The 16,551-nt window shown below is 67.7% G+C and carries 15 protein-coding genes and 1 pseudogene; 9 read left to right on the top strand and 7 right to left on the bottom strand.

The window, feature by feature from the left end:
* Nucleotides 1-35: 35 nt before the first annotated feature.
* Together LPA44_RS03125 and LPA44_RS03120 are read left to right on the top strand one after the other, a co-directional pair.
* Nucleotides 36-836, top strand: coding sequence for an electron transfer flavoprotein subunit beta/FixA family protein (locus LPA44_RS03125; RefSeq protein WP_230888131.1), 801 nt, complete (start codon nucleotides 36-38; stop codon nucleotides 834-836).
* The gene (locus tag LPA44_RS03120; RefSeq protein WP_230888130.1) at nucleotides 833-1,807 is read left to right on the top strand and encodes an electron transfer flavoprotein subunit alpha/FixB family protein; all 975 of its coding nucleotides are present in this window, start codon (nucleotides 833-835) and stop codon (nucleotides 1,805-1,807) included. The genes LPA44_RS03125 and LPA44_RS03120 overlap by 4 nt, the downstream gene beginning before the upstream one ends.
* An 18-nt stretch (nucleotides 1,808-1,825) precedes the next feature.
* Here LPA44_RS03120 and LPA44_RS18325 read toward each other — a convergent pair whose 3' ends face one another.
* Entirely contained in the window at nucleotides 1,826-2,770 is a 945-nt protein-coding gene (locus LPA44_RS18325; protein WP_442903361.1) for an acyl-CoA thioester hydrolase/BAAT C-terminal domain-containing protein, read from the bottom strand.
* Nucleotides 2,677-3,048: pseudogene (locus tag LPA44_RS18320) on the bottom strand (acyl-CoA thioesterase/BAAT N-terminal domain-containing protein); the annotation flags it as partial. The gene LPA44_RS18325 and the pseudogene LPA44_RS18320, both read right to left, overlap by 94 nt.
* A 337-nt stretch (nucleotides 3,049-3,385) precedes the next feature.
* Here LPA44_RS18320 and LPA44_RS03105 point away from each other — a divergent pair.
* A complete protein-coding gene (locus LPA44_RS03105; RefSeq protein WP_230888127.1) occupies nucleotides 3,386-4,228 on the top strand; it encodes a polyprenyl synthetase family protein in 843 nt (280 codons plus the stop codon).
* Here the strand turns inward: LPA44_RS03105 and LPA44_RS03100 are convergent.
* A complete protein-coding gene (locus tag LPA44_RS03100) occupies nucleotides 4,225-5,322 on the bottom strand; it encodes a DUF373 family protein (RefSeq protein WP_230888126.1) in 1,098 nt (365 codons plus the stop codon). The genes LPA44_RS03105 and LPA44_RS03100 overlap by 4 nt on opposite strands.
* Nucleotides 5,323-5,441: 119 nt before the next feature.
* On the opposite strand from LPA44_RS03100, the gene LPA44_RS03095 reads away from it, so the two are divergent.
* On the top strand, nucleotides 5,442-6,437 hold the full coding sequence (locus LPA44_RS03095; RefSeq protein WP_230888300.1) for a radical SAM protein: 996 nt from the start codon (nucleotides 5,442-5,444) through the stop codon (nucleotides 6,435-6,437).
* 258 nt (nucleotides 6,438-6,695) lie between these two features.
* On the opposite strand, the gene LPA44_RS03090 is transcribed toward LPA44_RS03095, so the two are convergent.
* Entirely contained in the window at nucleotides 6,696-6,965 is a 270-nt protein-coding gene (locus tag LPA44_RS03090) for a DUF7571 family protein (protein WP_230888125.1), read from the bottom strand.
* 200 nt (nucleotides 6,966-7,165) lie between these two features.
* Nucleotides 7,166-8,416, bottom strand: coding sequence for a peptide chain release factor aRF-1 (prf1, locus tag LPA44_RS03085; RefSeq protein WP_230888124.1), 1,251 nt, complete (start codon nucleotides 8,414-8,416; stop codon nucleotides 7,166-7,168).
* A gap of 146 nt (nucleotides 8,417-8,562) precedes the next feature.
* Here prf1 and LPA44_RS03080 point away from each other — a divergent pair, with 146 nt between their 5' ends.
* Entirely contained in the window at nucleotides 8,563-9,405 is an 843-nt protein-coding gene (locus LPA44_RS03080; protein ID WP_230888123.1) for a MinD/ParA family ATP-binding protein, read from the top strand.
* Nucleotides 9,406-9,559: 154 nt separating this feature from the next.
* Here the strand turns inward: LPA44_RS03080 and argS are convergent, their stop codons facing one another.
* The gene (argS, locus tag LPA44_RS03075) at nucleotides 9,560-11,314 is read right to left on the bottom strand and encodes an arginine--tRNA ligase (protein WP_230888122.1); all 1,755 of its coding nucleotides are present in this window, start codon (nucleotides 11,312-11,314) and stop codon (nucleotides 9,560-9,562) included.
* 218 nt (nucleotides 11,315-11,532) lie between these two features.
* Between argS and LPA44_RS03070 the strand changes: the two genes are divergently transcribed.
* From LPA44_RS03070 to ribB, 4 genes are all read left to right on the top strand, one after another.
* Nucleotides 11,533-12,543 (top strand): WD40/YVTN/BNR-like repeat-containing protein, encoded by a 1,011-nt coding sequence (locus LPA44_RS03070; protein WP_230888121.1) that lies wholly within the window; start codon nucleotides 11,533-11,535, stop codon nucleotides 12,541-12,543.
* 56 nt (nucleotides 12,544-12,599) lie between these two features.
* Complete coding sequence (twy1, locus tag LPA44_RS03065) at nucleotides 12,600-13,556, top strand: 4-demethylwyosine synthase TYW1 (RefSeq protein WP_230888120.1); 957 nt, start codon at nucleotides 12,600-12,602, stop codon at nucleotides 13,554-13,556.
* Between the two features lie 69 nt (nucleotides 13,557-13,625).
* On the top strand, nucleotides 13,626-14,333 hold the full coding sequence (locus LPA44_RS03060) for a CTP-dependent riboflavin kinase (protein ID WP_230888119.1): 708 nt from the start codon (nucleotides 13,626-13,628) through the stop codon (nucleotides 14,331-14,333).
* Nucleotides 14,317-14,979, top strand: a complete 663-nt coding sequence (ribB, locus tag LPA44_RS03055) for a 3,4-dihydroxy-2-butanone-4-phosphate synthase (protein WP_230888118.1) — start codon at nucleotides 14,317-14,319, stop codon at nucleotides 14,977-14,979. Before LPA44_RS03060 ends, ribB begins: the two co-directional genes overlap by 17 nt.
* A gap of 15 nt (nucleotides 14,980-14,994) precedes the next feature.
* On the opposite strand, the gene arcD is transcribed toward ribB, so the two are convergent.
* Nucleotides 14,995-16,446 (bottom strand): arginine/ornithine antiporter ArcD, encoded by a 1,452-nt coding sequence (gene arcD / locus LPA44_RS03050; protein WP_230888117.1) that lies wholly within the window; start codon nucleotides 16,444-16,446, stop codon nucleotides 14,995-14,997.
* Between the last annotated feature and the right edge of the window lie 105 nt (nucleotides 16,447-16,551).

The following is a 16,551-nucleotide window of genomic DNA, read 5'->3' as shown; positions in this document are numbered from 1 at the left end:
AAACGTTTACCTCCGTCCCGGAGCACTCACGCACGATGAAGGTTCTCGTCACCGTCAAGGAGGTCGCTACTGTCGAGGACGACTTCGAGATTTCCGGCACGGAAATCGAGGAGACGTACCTCGACTACGACCTCAACGAGTGGGACGACTACGCCGTCGAGGAGGCCGTCCAGCTCGCGGAAGCCGGCGACGACGTCGAAGTCGTCGCGGTCACCATCGGCCCCGAGCGAAGCGAGGAGACGATTCGGATGGCGCTGGCGAAGGGCGCCGACCGCGCGGTCCGCGTCTGGGACGACGCCATCGCGGACGTCGAACTGCTCGACGTCGAGACGAAAGCACGACTGCTCGGCGCTGTCGTCGAAGCCGAGAACCCGGACCTCGTGTTCTCGGGCGTGCAGGCCAACGACGACAGCTTCGGCGCGACCGGCGTCGCGCTCGCCGAAACAGTCGGCTTCGAGTGGGCAGCGGTCGTGAACGCCCTCGACACCGAGAAAGTCGTCGACGAAAGCGTCGCCTCGGTCCGCCGTGAACTCGAAGGCGGCATCGAGGAACTCACGGACGTCGAACTCCCGGCGGTGCTGGCCATCCAGACGGGCATCAACGAGCCCCGCTACGCCAGCCTCCGGGGCATCCGCCAGGCGCAGTCGAAGCCACTGGACGTGCAGAGCCTCGCCGACCTCGGAGTCGGTGCCGAAGATGTCGCCAGCAGCCTCGACGTGACGGCGATGTACGAGCCCGAGACCGAGAGCGAGGCCCAGTACCTCGACGGCGACGCCAGCGAGCAGGCGGGGAAACTCGCTGACGTGCTCCGCGAGAAGGGGGTGGTCGGCGAATGACTGATGTACTCGTCGTCGCCGACCACCGACGCGGCGACCTGCGCGACGTCAGCCTGGAACTGCTCTCGGCGGGCGGCGACCTCGCGGACGCCGCGGGCGGGGACCTCCACGCGGCCGTGATTTCGGGGAACGTCGAGTCGTTCGCCGAGGACCTCGACCGCGAGGGCGTCGACCAGATTCACACGGTCGCGTACGGCGAGGAGTTCAACCACGACGTCTACGTGCAGGCCCTCACCGCGCTCGCCGCGGACCTCGCGCCCGAATTCATCGTGGTGCCCAACAGCGTCAACGGCCTCGACTACGCGCCCGCCGTCGCCACCCGGCTCGACCGCCCGTACGTCTCGGACGCGGTCGACCTCGACTACAGCGAGGGCACGCTGGAAGTCACCCGGGAGATGTACGGCTCGAAGGTCGAGACGACCGTCGACGTCGCCGAAGGCCCGTTCGCGGTCTCCATCCGCGGCGGCGAGTGGCCGCCCGCGGAAGGCATCGGCGACGCCGAAGTCAGCGAATTCGACGTGGACGTCGACGAGGACGCGGTCCGGTCGAACGTCAAGGGCTTCGAGGAGGTCGGCGGCGGCGACGTCGACATCAGCGACGCGGAGTTCCTCGTCTCCATCGGTCGCGGCATCGAGGAGGAGGAGAACCTCGAACTCGTGGAGAAACTCGCGGACGTGACGGGTGCGACGCTCTCCTCCTCGCGCCCCATCGTGGACAACGGCTGGCTGGCGAAGAACCGGCAGGTCGGCCAGTCCGGCAAGCAGGTGACGCCTGACGTCTACCTCGCGATCGGCATTTCGGGTGCGGTCCAGCACGTCGCCGGGATGAAGGCAAGTGAGACCATCATCGCGGTCAACACCGACCCGAACGCGCCCATCTTCGACATCGCGGACTACGGCGTCGTCGGCGACCTCTTCGACGTCGTGCCCGCGCTCATCGAAGAGTTCGGCGGGGAGCCGCCGAGCGTCTGAGATAGGTCTTCTTCGCCGTTAGTCGTTCTTGAGTCCGTCTTCGAGCGTGTCGAGCACGGCGGGCCACGCGTCTTCGCTGGCACGGACGGTGCCGCGCGGGGTGCCGCCGGCATGGTCGACGTCATCGATGCCTGCGACGGGAGCGTACGGCGTGCCGATGAGGTGCCCGCAGTCGTCGTAGGTGCGGTGCTCGTAGTCGTGGGGGAAGTCGTGGGCGTCGAGACGGTCGACGACGACTTCGGAGAGCCGGCTGGCGTTCCAGATGTTGTCGTCCTGCCCGGAGAGCAGCAGGATGGGGCCGCCGGCGTTCTCGACGGGCGGGACGTTCCCGTCGAGGTCGCGGTCGTCGAGGTCGGTGACGATGGGGTGTTCGTCTGCTTCGATGTGGGGGACTGGGACGCCGTCGTGCGTCCACGCGGGCTCGCCGCTCGGGATGTCCCACGGGACGCCGCTGCCGGCGTAGGAGACGACTGCGCCGACCCAGTCGCAGTGGGCGGTGAGCAGGAGCGCGAACTCGGCCCCGCGCGAGGCACCGACGAGGCCGACAGAACCGTCGGCGACCTCGGGTGGTCGCGCAGCCAGTCCGCGGCGTCGTCGCCGTACGACAACGGGACGCGTTCGAGTTGGTCCGGGAGCGCGTCGTAGTCCTCGCCGAAGTACGTGAGCGCGAGCGCGGCGTAGCCGTTCGTTGCGAGCTGTTTCGCGGTGCCGTCGGCGCGCCGGCCGCCGGACCCGTGGAGTTCTATCACGCCAGGGTGTGGGCCGTCGCCCGGTGGGAGGTAGAGCGTGCCGACGAGGCCGTCGCGCTCGACGGGTCGTGTTTCGATGTCGCCGTCGTGGAGGACGCGCGTGACGGTGCGGGTCACTTCCGCGTCGTCCGTGGTCGCACGGAGGGTGACGTCGACGTGCTGGAGGCCGCTGAGTCGCGCGAACGGCGCGTCCGCGTCGCTGGTCATCGACCACAGCCACCCCATCGCTTCGACGCCGTCGTAACTCCCAGTGTCGGGCGCGTGCTCGGCACAGTCGACGTCGCCGTCAGCGGTGAATGTCGCTTCCGAGGTCCACTCGACGCCGTCGGCGTCTTCGAGCGTCGCTACGAGCGTTACCTCCTCGCCGGGTTCCGCGCCCGTGACGCGAACAGTAATTGGTTCGTCGTTCGGACTGGCGTCGCGGGCCTCGATGTCGAGCGTTCGGTGGTCGGTTTCGGGCGGACTAGCTGCTGACTGTCTGTCCTCTGTCATGGTGTCGTTGCGCTCTCGGCTGGTGGGCGATGCGATGGACAAGAGTGTACGTGGTCCTGTGACGGCTTCTCTGGATATACGGGCATCCGCAAAAAGAATTGTGAAAAAGTTTGAGTTTATCCTTCACTTACATATTTGTAGCGCGGGTTAATAGGGATTTTCGGACTTCGTTGACACGTTCGCTCGGTGCCGGCGTAATCTCCTGTGAGTCGCGGCTGTGGCGACGCGGGCAGCGAGCTTCAACCACCGAGTTCTGTCGGACCGGGAGCGACGCGTGCGCGCCGCTGGCCGCGGAATCCCGTCATATATTTCCGCGCGAATCCCCGAGAGACGGGTAATGGAGTACGTGGAGGCGCGCCGCGCCGCCATCGAGCAACGGCTCGCGGAGACCGTCGCGGCCGTGGAGCCGTCGGAGCTCAGCGACGAACTCGAACACGTCGTGCTCGCGGGCGGCAAGCGCGTGCGCCCGACGCTCACCGTGCTCGTCTGCGAGGCCGCGGGCGGGGACAGCGAGGACGCGATGGGGTTCGCGGTCGGCATCGAACTCGTCCACAACGCCTCTCTCGTCGTCGACGACATCATCGACCAGTCCGCGCTCCGCCGCGGGAAGGCCAGCGCGTGGGCGGAGTTCGACCACGGTCCCGCGCTCGTCGCGTCGAACGGCCTGCTCGGGGAGGCGTTCGCGCTGTTCTCCCGCGACCCCCGCGCGATGGAGTGCGTGACCGACGCGCTCGTCGAACTCGGCGAGGGCGAAGCCATCGAACTCGTCGACCGCCCGGAGACCGAGGAGGAGTACATGGAATTGGCGCGCCGGAAGACGGGCGCGCTGTTCCGCGCGGCCGCCGAACTCGGCGCGGTCGCGGCGGACGCCGACGGCCGCTCGATAGAGGCGTTGGGCGAGTACGCCGAGCGCGTCGGCGTCGCGTTCCAGATTCGGGACGACGTCCTCGACGCCACCGCGGAGAGCGAGGCGCTCGGGAAGCCCGCGGGCATCGACGAGGAGATGGACCGCCCGAGCATCGTGCGCGTCACCGACCGGTCGCCCGCGGAGTTGAACGCGCTCGCCGAGCGCGAGAGCGAGCGCGCGATGGACGCCCTCGACAGCCTCGACCTGCCGGCCGGGGAAGCCTACGACTACTTGGAGTACCTCGCGGAGTTCGTCGTCTCCCGGGAAGCCTAAGCGGCGTCCGGGCCGCCCTTCCGGTCGGCGCGCCACGACTCGACGACAGCGAACGTCAACGTCGACAGCACGCTCACCAGCGTCCCGGCCGTCAGCACCGCGGCGAGTTCGGTGAGCGTGACGTACCCGAGGAAGAACGCCGACAGCATGTGCAGCACGGCGGCGATGGAGAGCACGTAGAACGGCGCGTTCAGGTACCGCCAGCGGAACCGCTCGGCGAGGTACTCGTCCGTGACCTGGCCGAGACTCGTGGTGAGTCCCGCCGCCGCGAACCACCGGACGGCGCCGTACGTGAGCGCCGCGACGACCGTCGAGGGTGCGAGCGACCCGGCCGTGCTCTCCCGGACGGTCGCGAGTTCGTTCATCCCTTCGACGCCGCCGATGACGAGCAGGGCGGCCGCGACGACGTACGTGATGAGCGTCACGCGGCCCGTGTACAGCCCCGAGCGCACGCGCTCGACCGCGGCGTCCACGGTGGATTCGAGGCCGAGCCCGCGGAACAGCGCGTACAGTCCGACCGCTGCCGAGGAGACGCCCAAGACCGCGCCGGGGAGCCCGAGCACGTCCGCGAGCACCGCCAGCGGATAGATGAGCAGGAGGATGCCCAGCGGCACCAACAGCGTCCCCCGGGTCTCGGGGTCGTTCATCACCTGCTTGAGCGTGTAGTACATCGACTCGAGGTCCTGGGCCTGCCGCACGACGACGCGCTTGACGGCGTCGATGGGCACCCGCGAGCGGATGACCGGGACGACGGACTCGTCCTGTGCGCCGTCCGTGACGACGACCGCGCGAACGGGGTCGTCGCTCTGGATGCTCGCCAATACTTCGTCGACTTCGCGTCCGACCTTCCGGTTGGCGGCGACGTCGCCGCGCTCGAGGCCCGTGACGGCGGCGACCTCCACCTCCTCGTCGGTGCTGTACTGGTCGTGGAGGTGGACGCCCTCGAAGAGGACGTTCACGTCGCTGTCCTCGGGGTCGGCCTCCGCCAGCGACACCGCGGCGTGTTCGACCTCGTTGCGCCCGACCACCGGCGTCGGCACGCCGGTCTTCCGGCCGAGGTCGTCGTCGAGGTCCACGCACAGCACGAGCAGCATTCGCTGGGAGGTACGGGAGGGCGGTATAACTGCTTTCGGGAGCGCACACCGAGTCGGACGTACGTCCAGTTGGATTCGCACAGTTTTTCAGCCCTCGGGGAGTAGAGGTGTTCCAACGAATGATTTCGAAGGGCTGCGAGCAGTGCGCGAAGGGCGGCAAGATGGTGCTCTTCGTCTACGGGTACTGCGACCAGCGTGACTGCTTCTACTGCCCGCTGGGCGAGAACCGGAAGAACGTCCAGCAGGTGTACGCTAACGAGCGTCCCGTCGAGGACGACGAGGACATCGTCAAGGAAGCGAAGCTGATGGACGCGCTCGGCACCTCGATTACGGGCGGCGAGCCCCAGGAAGTGCTCGACCGCACGTGCCGGTACCTCCGCCTGCTGAAAGACGAATTCGGCGAGGACCACCACACACACCTCTACACGGGCATCACGGGCGGCCGCGAGAACATGCGCCGCCTCTCGGAGGCTGGCCTCGACGAGATTCGCTTCCACCCGCCGTACGAGCAGTGGGGCGACCTCCACGGCACCGAGTGGGAGGAGATTCTGTACATTGCGCGCGAGGAGGGTCTGACCCCGGCGTTCGAGATTCCCGGCATCCGCGCCGAGCAGGAGTTCCTCGACTTCCTCGACGAGGGAGCCGCCGACTTCTGCAACGTCAACGAGTTCGAGATGAGCGACGGCAACTACGAGCGTATGCAGGACGCCGGCTACGAACTCCAAGAGGACCACATGAGCGCCGTCGACGGCTCGAAGGACGCCATCCTCGAAGAGATGGCCGACCACGAGAAGGTGTACTTCTGCACGAGCGTCTTCAAGGACGCCGCCCAGCACCGCTCGCGCCTGAAGCGCATGGCGCGGAACGTCCGCCGGGAGTTCGACGACGTCACCGAGGACGGCACGCTCGTCTACGGGAAGACGACCGTCAGCCCCCAGCGCATCCGCGAACTCGGCGTCCCCGAGGAGTTCTACACGGTGAAGTCCAACCACGTCGAGGTGGCGTGGTGGATTCTCGAAGAGATGGTCGAGGAGGGCGATATCGACAGCGGCGAAATCGTCGAGCAGTACCCGACGTACGACGGGCAGGTTGTCGAGCGGACGCCGCTCGCCTGAGTGGAGCATTCGCGCCGGAGGCGCGATTCGCTCGTCCGAGCGCAGCGAGGACGAGGTGTTTTTCGTCCAGGGTTTTGCCGCGAGAGGTGCCCGCAGCGGAGCGAGGACACCCGAGCGGGAAAACGGTGGGTCTGACCAGTACCCGACGTACGACAGCCAAGTGGTAGAGCGGACGCCGCTGGCGTAGAGCGGCTTTTCTTGACTCACGTCTGCCGAGCAAAAGTAGCCAAAAAGCGATAGCAGCGACTGGTCCGCGCTTCAGGTCGAAATCGGGTCGCGGTGCCAGCCGGGGTCGTGGCCCGTCTGCTCGATGAAGTCCGAGCGGCAGGCCGGACAGAAGTCGGGGACGTCCGAGTCGCTTCGGGGAACGTACACCGCGCCGCCACACTCCACGCACGCGTCGTCGACGACGGTTGCACAGTCCGCGCAGACGTTGAAGTCGTCGACTGTCAGGTCGCGCAGGGGTTCGAGTTGTTTGTCCAAGACGTACTCGTCGATGACCGTCTGACAGTTTTGGCACGGTTTCATGGCGATGCATCTTGGTCCATGTGACCGAGTAACAAGTACCTGTCCCTGCCGGCGAAAAGGCGACTGTCGACGAACACCTACACCAACAAAGACAAGCATCCGCGAGGCCGACGAACCCCCGAAGGGGGTGAGGAGTGCTTTTTTCCCAAGTTTTTGCAAGCGAGGGAGCGTCAGCGACCGAGCGCAGGAAAAAGTGGGTTCTAGACGCCCGTGCCGTACCGTAGCAGCCCGGCAATCCCACCGAAGGCGGTGAGCAGCTGTTCGCCCTTCTCGAAGTCGGTGGAGATGAAGTGGGTGTCCGTGCCGCGGTTGTCCGCGATTTCCATGAGGTGGTCGATGGCGTCGTCGCGTTCGACGACTTCGGCGTCGTCGCCGCACTCCGTGCACGTGTGTTCGGGGGTGTCGGCGCGCTGGCCGAGGAGTTCGCGTTCCTCGTGGCCGTTGGGACATTCGTAGGTGACGATGTCCTTGCGGAGGTCCTCGGAGATAAGCAGGGTCTCGACGGAGCCCATGACGAGGTTCTTGCGCGTGGGCTCGAAGCCGTAGGTGGCGAGGTCGCCGCCGTTGAGCTCCTTGAAGAACGTCTCCATGTCGGACTTGTCGTCCATCAGGTCGGCTTCCGCGAGCGTGTCCTGGGCGCGGTCGACCAGTTCCTTCAGGCCGGATTCGTCCGTGTAGGAGACGTCGAACTTCCCGAGCACCGAGTCCTGGAGTTCGTGGTGGAGGTAGTCGCCGTCGAGGAACTCGTCCTTCGTCGGGGAGGGGCCGCCGACGAGGATGCCGTCGATCTCGTGGCGCTTCGGGACGAAGAGGTCGTCGGCCATCCCGGCGACCTCCTGGTAGAAGTTGTCGATGGCTTCCAGGCGGAGGCGGGCGAACCGCTGTGCGGACTGCCCCCCCTTGCGCTGTTTGCCGGGGACGAGGCTGCTCGCTGACTTGACAGCCTCGATGCGTTTGCCCTTCAGCCAGCCGACGTTGGCTTCGCGGCGGTCGAGGACGATGAGCCCGTAGAGGCCCTTGTCACCGAGCATCTCCTCGAGGGGCTCGGTGAGGAACGCGTCGTCGCAGTGGTAGCGGAACGACTCGATGGGCTGGGGCGGCGATTCGAGCACTTCCGTCACCATGTCCGTGCGGCCGCCGCCGGTGTCGACGGCACCGGAGAAGACGACGAGGCCGTTCTCCGGCGGGAACGTGTCGTAGTACCGGAGGCGGTCCTTGATGGACTTGAGTGCGTCCTGGACGTTCGTCCGGGTCTGCTTGGACTTGATGTTGGAGGCTTCGGAGTGTTCCTGCGTGACGTGGGCGACGACGTCCGAAATCTGCTTGTCCGGGGGGATGTAGATGGTCACCAGCTGGGTGCCGCTCCCGGTGTAGTCCTTCAGGTCCTCGATGACCTTCTGGAACTCGTACTTTCGGCGGTCCTCGGACGGTGCGCCCTCCTGCTCGCTCATTACCCGAAGATAGCCGTCGTGCGCGTAAGTAACCTTTGACCTCCGGGGGTGGTGGGGGAATCCGCCGGCTCGCTGGCCGGCTATCGGAGCGTGCGAGCCCCGAATCCCGCCCAACGCTTTAAGGGCCACTCTGTGTACCCGGGAGTATGACTGGACGCGTGTTCGCCGTCGCCTCCGGCAAGGGCGGCGTCGGCAAGACGACGACTGCCGTGAACCTCGCGGCGGTGATGGCGGAGGCCGACCGCTCGGTCGTGCTCGTGGACTACGACCTCGGGATGTCGAACGTCGGCGCCGTCCTTGACGTGGAGTCCGCCGAGGCGACGCTCCACGACGTGCTCGCGGGGGACGCGGACACGCTTGACGCCGTCGCGGAGGCACCCGGGGAGTTCGACGCGATGGTCGGCGGCACGCACATCGAGGACTTCGGGCGCGCGGACCCCTCGAAACTCCGCGAGGTCGCCGAAGACCTCCGCGCGGAGTACGACGTCACCATCGTGGACACGGGCGGCGGCCTCAGCCACGACACGACCGTGCCGCTCGGGCTCGCCGACGACGTGCTGCTCGTGTCGACGCCGCAGGTCGCCGCGCTGGAGAACACGAAGAAGACTCTCGAACTCGCGGAGCGCGTCGGCGGCGACGTCACGGGCCTGATTCTGACGCGCGTCGGCGGGTCGGCCGTGGACGTCGACGAGGCCGTCGAGCGCATCGACGCGCCGCTGCTCGGGACGATTCCCGAGGACAGTGCGGTCGCGGACAGCGAGGAGGCCGGCGAGCCGCTGGTCGTCTACGCGCCGGAGAACCCGGCGGCGCAGTCGTACCGCGAACTCGGCTACGAACTGCTCGGCGAGTCGCCGCCCGTCTCGTTCCGCGACGACGAGGAGGAAGGCGAGGTGTCCGCTGGCGCGGCGTTCGCGGAAGTCGCCGGCGACGAGGAGGAGCCCGAGCGACGGTCGCTGCTGTCGCGGCTGACGGGCGGCCGGCTCGGCTGAACGGGAACAATTAAGCGAACACGGCCGCCGAATGTCGACTATGGCAAACGAGAACTCCGTCTCGACCGGCTGGCTGCTGGTCTACGTCGTGGTCGCGCTGCTCATCATCTACGGCTCGCTGGTGTACGTCGGCGCGCTGTAACTGCTTTTTCGCCTACATCGACTCCGGCGCTTCGATGCCGAGCACGTCCAGCGCGTTCGCCAGCGTGTGCCGCGCGGCGTTCACGAGCGCGAGGCGCGCGGCCGCGACGTCGTCGTCGACGTCCTCGCTGAGGACGTGCCGGGAGCGGTAGAACCCGTTGAACGTGTCCACGAACTCGCGGGCGAACGTCGCAATCTGGTGCGGTTCGCGGTCCGCCGCGGCTTCCTCGACGACGCCCGGGAACCGCGCGATTGCCTTCAGGAGGTCGCGCTCCTCGGGCGAGTCCAGCAGGCCGGCGTCCAGTTCCGGTTCGAGGTCGCCGGCTTCCGCCGCGATGCCGCAGGCGCGGGCGTGGGCGTACTGGACGTAGGGCGCGCTCTGCCCCTCGAAGTCGAGGGCGTCCTCCCAGTCGAACGTAATCGCCTTCGTGGGCTGCTTGGAGACGATGTCGTAGCGCACCGCGCCGATGCCGACCTGCCGCGCGATGCGTTCGACGTCCTCGTCGGTCAGGTCGTCGCCGCGGATGCGGTCGTCCAGCCGGGAGCGGACGGCGTCCTCGGCGCGCGCGACCGCCTCGTCCAGTAGGTCGTCCATGTCCACGCCCGTGCCCTGTCGGGTGCTCATCGACTCGCCGCCCGGGAGGTTCACCCACGCGTAGAACACTTCCTCCAGTTGCTCGGTGTCGTTACCGAGGATGTCCAGCGCGGCGTTGAGTTTGTTCGCGTGGAGTTCCTGGTCCTCGCCGAGCACGGTGATGGCCTGGTCGAAGGTGTCGAACTTCCACTCGTGGTGGGCGAGGTCGCGGGTGGTGTACAGCGTGGTGTCGTCCGAGCGCAGGAAGACGAACGACTGCTCGATGTCCCACTCCTCGAGGTCGAGCTGCCACGCGTCCTCCTCCTCGTAGGCGTACTCGGAGTCCTGGAGGCGTTCGACGACCTCGTGCGTGGAGCTGTCCCGGAGGAACCGCGTCTCCTTGACGAATTCGTCGAAGGTCGCGAGGAGGCGGTCGAGGGTCTGCTTCATCCCGCCGAGCACCTGGTCGACGACTTCCCCGACGCGCTCGTAGGTCTCCTCGTCGCCGGCGTCCAATCCCTCGATGATGGACGCGATTTCGGCTTCGGCTTCCTCGACGGCCTCGGGGTCACCCTCCTCTAAGAACTCGTTGCCCTTCCGGTAGTAGCGCACGAGTTCGTAGTCGGGTTTCTCGCGCTCGGGCTCGGGGAGGTCGCTCTCGTCGAAAGTCTCGTACGCCCACGTGAACACGGCCATCTGGCGGCCGGCGTCGTTGACGTAGTACTCGCGGGTGACGTCGTAGCCCGCGTAGTCGAGAACGCGCGCGAGCGCGTCGCCGAGAATCGGGTTGCGGGCGCGGCCGACGTGGACCGGGCCCGTGGGGTTCGCGCTGGTGTGCTCGACGACGACCGACGTGTCGGTGTCGGGGAGGCGACCCCACTCGGTCTCTTGGGCGTCAGCGAGCGTGCCCTCGAAGTACGCTTCGCTGGGCGTGAAGTTCACGTACGGCCCCTGCGTGGACGCGCTGGCGACGTACTCCGAATCGGAGAGGTCGACGGCGTCGGCGATTTCGGCGGCGACCTCCGGCGGCGGTGCCTGCGCCTCGCCGGCGAGTCGGAACGCCACGCTGGACGCGAGCACGGCGGGCACGTCCGCGGGCGGTTCCTCGATGCCGAGGTCCTCGGTCGGGTAGCCGAGGTCGTCGAGCGCGGCGTCGAGGGCCGCCTCGACTTCCCGGCGGAAAGCGATGAACATGCTCGCTCGTTCAACGCGACGGCTAAAGGGATTTCCGAAGCGGGCGAGCGGACGCGGTCGCCGGCCGGCGCGACCTCACGCGTAGTTAGAAAATTATGGATAGATTCGGAATATTAGTTCGATTTTATTCGCGAATACACTTATTCGGTTTTCTTTGTTAGGAGACAGCCAGTATATACATTTTTCATCCGATTCGTGGGTGCAACCGGTGACGTGAGATGACAGAACACACGACCTCGCGACGGACGTTCCTGAAAGTAGCCGGCGGTGCCGCTGCAGTCGCCGTCGGCGGCGGCGCGGCCGCGACGCAGGTGACCGCACAGAGCAGCAGCACGTGGGCCGAGGTGTCGTCGCCGACGTCGAAGTCGATATCGGCGGTCGTCCAGACCGCCGACGGCCCGCACGCCGTCGGCTCCAGCGGGAACATCCTCGCCCTGGCCGACGGGCAGTGGCAGCTCGTCGTGGACAGCGGCCCGGACGCGTCGAACAACCCGCTCAACGACGTCGCCGTCACTAGCGACGGCGAGCGCATCTGGTTCGCGGGCGGCTCCGGCGCGATGGGCGCCTACGACGTCATGACCGGGAAGAAACACGACTACACGGCGCCCGACGGGAAGACGAGCACGTGGGAGGCCATCGCGACGACGGGCACCATCGACCGCGAGCACGTCATCGTCGCGAACGGCTCCGGGGAGACGCTCCACGGCGTCTTCGAGCAGAACGACCAGGGCGCGTACTGCATGCAGTGGGGAAGCGTCACGAAGCCCGCGGGCGGGTCGACCATCCCGGGCGTCGCGTTCTCCCGCGGCAGCAGCGACACCGCCTACGGCATCAGCACCAGCCAGGCCGCCTTCGAGAGCACCGACTTCAACAGCACGTGGACGCAAATCGGCGTCTCGAACGCCAACGAGTCGTTCTACGACGTGCTCGGCGACGACGAGACGGTGTACGTCTCCGCGGGCGGCGGCACCATCTACCGCTACGACTGTGGCTGTCGCCGGTGGACGCCAATCGACGTCGGCGAGAACGCGCTCCAGGGCCTCGACCGCGTCGCGCCGGACAAGCCGGTATTGGCGGCGGGCAACGGCGGCTACGTCTACGAGCGCACGTCGAACGGCTGGCAGGAGTACGACACGCCGGTCGGCTCGGACATCTACGACGTCGCGTACGGCGGCGACACGGACCCGGACGTCGCGGTCGGCTCTAGCGGCACGATTCTCGAACGCTAACTCCGAATTGGGCGCCGAACGCCACGTTTTTCCACGCGCTCGCCGAATCCCGGAGTATGCCCAAGCAGGTGGACGACCCGGACTACCACCACGACAACCACACCGCCGCCCAGACCTGCGGGTGGACGGCGAACTCCCTGCGCGGCGAGGGCACCTGTTACAAGCACGCCTTCTACGGCATCCGCTCGCACCGCTGCATCCAGATGACGCCCGTGGTGCGCTGCAACGAGCGCTGCGTGTTCTGCTGGCGGGACCACGCCGGCCACACGTACGAACTGGACGGCGTGGAGTGGGACGACCCGGAGGCAGTGGTGGACGCCTCGATCGAACTCCAGAAGAAACTGCTCTCGGGGTTCGGCGGCAACGACGACGTCCCGAGAGAACGCTTCGAGGAGGCGATGGACCCGCGCCACGTCGCCATCTCGCTGGACGGCGAACCGACGCTGTATCCCTACCTCCCGGAACTGCTGGAGGAGTTCCACGACCGCGGCCTGACGACGTTCCTCGTCTCGAACGGGACGCGCCCCGACGTCCTCGAAGAGTGTGACCCGACGCAGTTGTACGTCTCCGTGGACGCCCCCGAGCGCGCGACGTTCGACGACGTGGTGGGCGCAACCGAGGACGACGCGTGGGAGAAACTCGTCGACACGATGGACGTCCTCCACGACAAAGACGAGACGCGGACCGTGCTGCGGACGACGCTCGTCGGCGGCGAGAACATGCAGAACCCGGACTGGTACGCGGGCTTCTTTGACCGCGCGGACCCCGACTTCGTGGAACTGAAAGCGTACATGCACGTCGGCGACTCGCGGGACCGCCTCGACCGGGAGGCGATGCCGAACCACGAGGACGTGCTGGAGTTCGCCCGCGAGGTCCAGGCGCACATGCCCGAGCACACGGTGTTGCGCGACCAGGAGGTCTCGCGGGTGGCGCTGCTCGCTCGCGAGCAGGACACGTGGGTGCCGAAGCTCCGCGCGGATTCGGAGTTCTGGGCGGGCTCGACGGCGGACTGACGCACTCTCACTTTCGGGACGCGTTCCACTTCCGGTATTCTTATGCGGCGCGCGCCCGAATTTGCGGGTATGTCGCAAGCAACGGGCACGAGCGAGGTCGGCTTCGACGAGCTCGCCGTGCTGAAGCTGCTCGCGCTCGACGGCGCGCGCCGCGGCGAAGTCAAGGTCTCCTGCGGGGACCTCGCGGGCCGCCTCGACGCCTCCAACCAGACCGCCTCCCGCCGCCTCCAGGCGCTGGAGGACGCCGGGCTCGTCCAGCGGGACCTCGTCAACGACGGCCAGTGGGTCGCCATCACCGACGACGGCGAGCGCACGCTCGAACGCGAGTACGAGGACTACCGCCGCATCTTCGAGGACGCCGGCGAACTCGCCCTGGAAGGCTCGGTCACCAGCGGGATGGGCGAGGGCCGCCACTACATCAGCCTCCCCGGGTACATGCGCCAGTTCGAGGAGAAACTCGGCTACGAGCCGTACCTCGGCACGCTCAACGTCGAACTCGACGCGGAGAGCCAGCGCGCCCGCTCCGCGTTAGAGGCGATGGACGGCGTCCGCATCGAGGGCTGGGAGGACGAGGAGCGCACCTACGGCCCGGCGACGTGCTACCACGCCACCGTCGAGAACGACGACGACGGCTCGTTCTCCCCCGCGCACGTCATCGTCCCGGACCGCACCCACCACGACGAGACGCAGGTCGAACTCATCGCGCCGGAGAAGCTCCGCGAGGAACTCGGCCTGCTCGACGGCGACGAGGTGACTGTTCGTGTCGAAGAGCAGTAACGCCACCCGCGTCGAGCGCGCCGTCGCAGCGTTCCGCGCTGGCGAGCCCGTGCTCGTCCACGACGCCGCCGACCGCGAGGGAGAGGTCGACCTCGTCTACCCCGCGGAGTCGGTGACGCCCGACGACGTCGCCCGCCTCCGCAACGACGCCGGCGGCCTCATTTGCGTCGCGCTCGGCGAAGCGGCGTCCGACGCCTTCGACCTCCCGTTCCTCGGCGACGTCATCGACCACCCGGCGGCCGACCACGGCCACCTCGGGTACGACGACCGTTCGTCGTTCTCGCTGCCCGTGAACCACCGCGACACCTACACGGGCATCACGGACGAGGACCGCGCGCTCACCATCACGGAGCTCGGAAAGGCGGCCGCGGACCCCGCCAGCGTGGACTTCGCGACGGAGTTCCGCGCGCCCGGCCATGTCCACGTGCTCCGGTCGGCGCCGTCACTGTCCCACCGGAAGGGCCACACGGAACTCGCGGTCGCGCTCGCCGAGGAAGCCGGCGTCGCGCCCGCCGCGGTCGTCTGCGAGATGCTCGACGACGAGACGGGCGAAGCGCTCTCGGTCGCGGACGCGAAGGCGTACGCCGACCGCGAGGGCCTCGTCTACGTGGAAGGTAGCGACCTGTTGGCGGCGTTCAGCGCGTAAAAAGCGAGGTTCTTCTCAGTCGTCCGTCGCGGGCGCAGCGTCGGCCGGCTTCGGCTGTTGCGTGTAGCCGTGACCGGTCAGCGCCATCACGAACAGCACGACTGGCGAGAGGATGCCGAAGAAGTAGAACGGCACCCACCACCACGAGATAGCGCCCGGCGCGCTGTAGAGCGCGCTCGTCATGAAGACGGCGCCGGCGTGCCACGGGAAGAACGGCCCGGTCGGTGTGCCGGCGGCCTCGACGGCTCGCGAGAGGTCCGTCTCGGGGAGGTCGTACTCCTCGTAGAGGTTCCGGAGGCTGAGCCCCGGGACGACGATGCTCATGTACTGCTGGGCGGAGAAGGCGTTGGTCACGATGGCGGCGAGGCCGGTACCGGCGACCAGCGAGCCCGGCGACCAGACGGCGGTCGTGAGGTGGTGGGCGAGCGTCGCGAGCACGCCCGTGCCCTCGAGCAGGCCGCCGAGGGCGAGCGCGGCGACGACCACGGCGATGGTCCACGCCGAGCCCGAGATGCCGCCGGCGGTCAGGAGGCTGTTGACGAGGTCGCTGCCGGTGGCGGGGTTGGTGCCGTTGAGGAAGATGTTCCACGCGGCGGTGAAGCTCGCACCCTGCGCGACGATGGTGGTGAGCGCGCCCGCGAAGATGCCCGCAATCAGCGAGGGGAGCGGCGGGTAGCCGCGGAGCGCGAGCCCGAACGTCACCACGAGCGGCAGGAACACGAGCGGGCCGAGCGCGTACGAGTCCGCGAGCGGTCCGCTGATTGCGGCGATGTCGGCGCTCCCGCCCTCGATGAAGTACACGCCGAGGACGGCGTACGCGACCACGGAGAGCCCGAACGCGATGGCGGTGCCGTTCCGCATCGCCTTGATGTGGTCGTAGAGGTCGGCGTTCGTGACGGCGGCGGCGAGGTTCGTGGTGTCAGAGAGGGGGCTCTGCTTGTCGCCAGCGTACGCGCCGGAGACGATGGCACCCGCGGTCATCGCCAGCGGGACGCCGAGCCCTTCGCCGATGCCGACGAACGCGACGCCGAGCGTCCCGACGGTCGTCCACGAGGAGCCGATGGCGAACGCCACGATGGCCGCGAGGACGGCGGTCACGGGCAGGAAGACGATTGGCGTGAGCGTGCCGAGGCCGTAGTACATCAGTCCCGGGATGGTGCCGGCGCTAATCCACGTAGCGATGAGCCCGTAGATGACGAACAGGATGAGAATCGCCTGCAGGCCCATGCGGAGGCCGGAGGCGGCGGCGTCGTAGACGCCGTCCCAGTCGTAGCCGAGCTGGTAGCGCGCGAACAGTCCCGTGAAGGCGATACTCCAGAGGAGGGGAGCGTGTGGCGCGAGGCCGAGGTAGCCGGAGCCGACGCCGAGAGCGACGACGACGGCGAGAATCGGCACGAGCGCCTCGCCGAGGCTCGGGCGGCGAGCCTCGTCGATGTCCTCGTACGTGAGGGGTGCGTAATCGCTCATCGACCGCTTGTAATTCTCTTCGGTAATTAAGCGTCTCGGTTGAATTATTCTCGGACATTCGCGCCGGTTTTCGAACTCACCGGCAACGACTGCCCGTAGCCGGCA

It is taken from the genome of Halobacterium sp. KA-4, assembly GCF_021028995.1.
Classification (GTDB): domain Archaea; phylum Halobacteriota; class Halobacteria; order Halobacteriales; family Halobacteriaceae; genus Halobacterium.
This window is presented reverse-complemented; position numbering and strand designations above follow the sequence as displayed.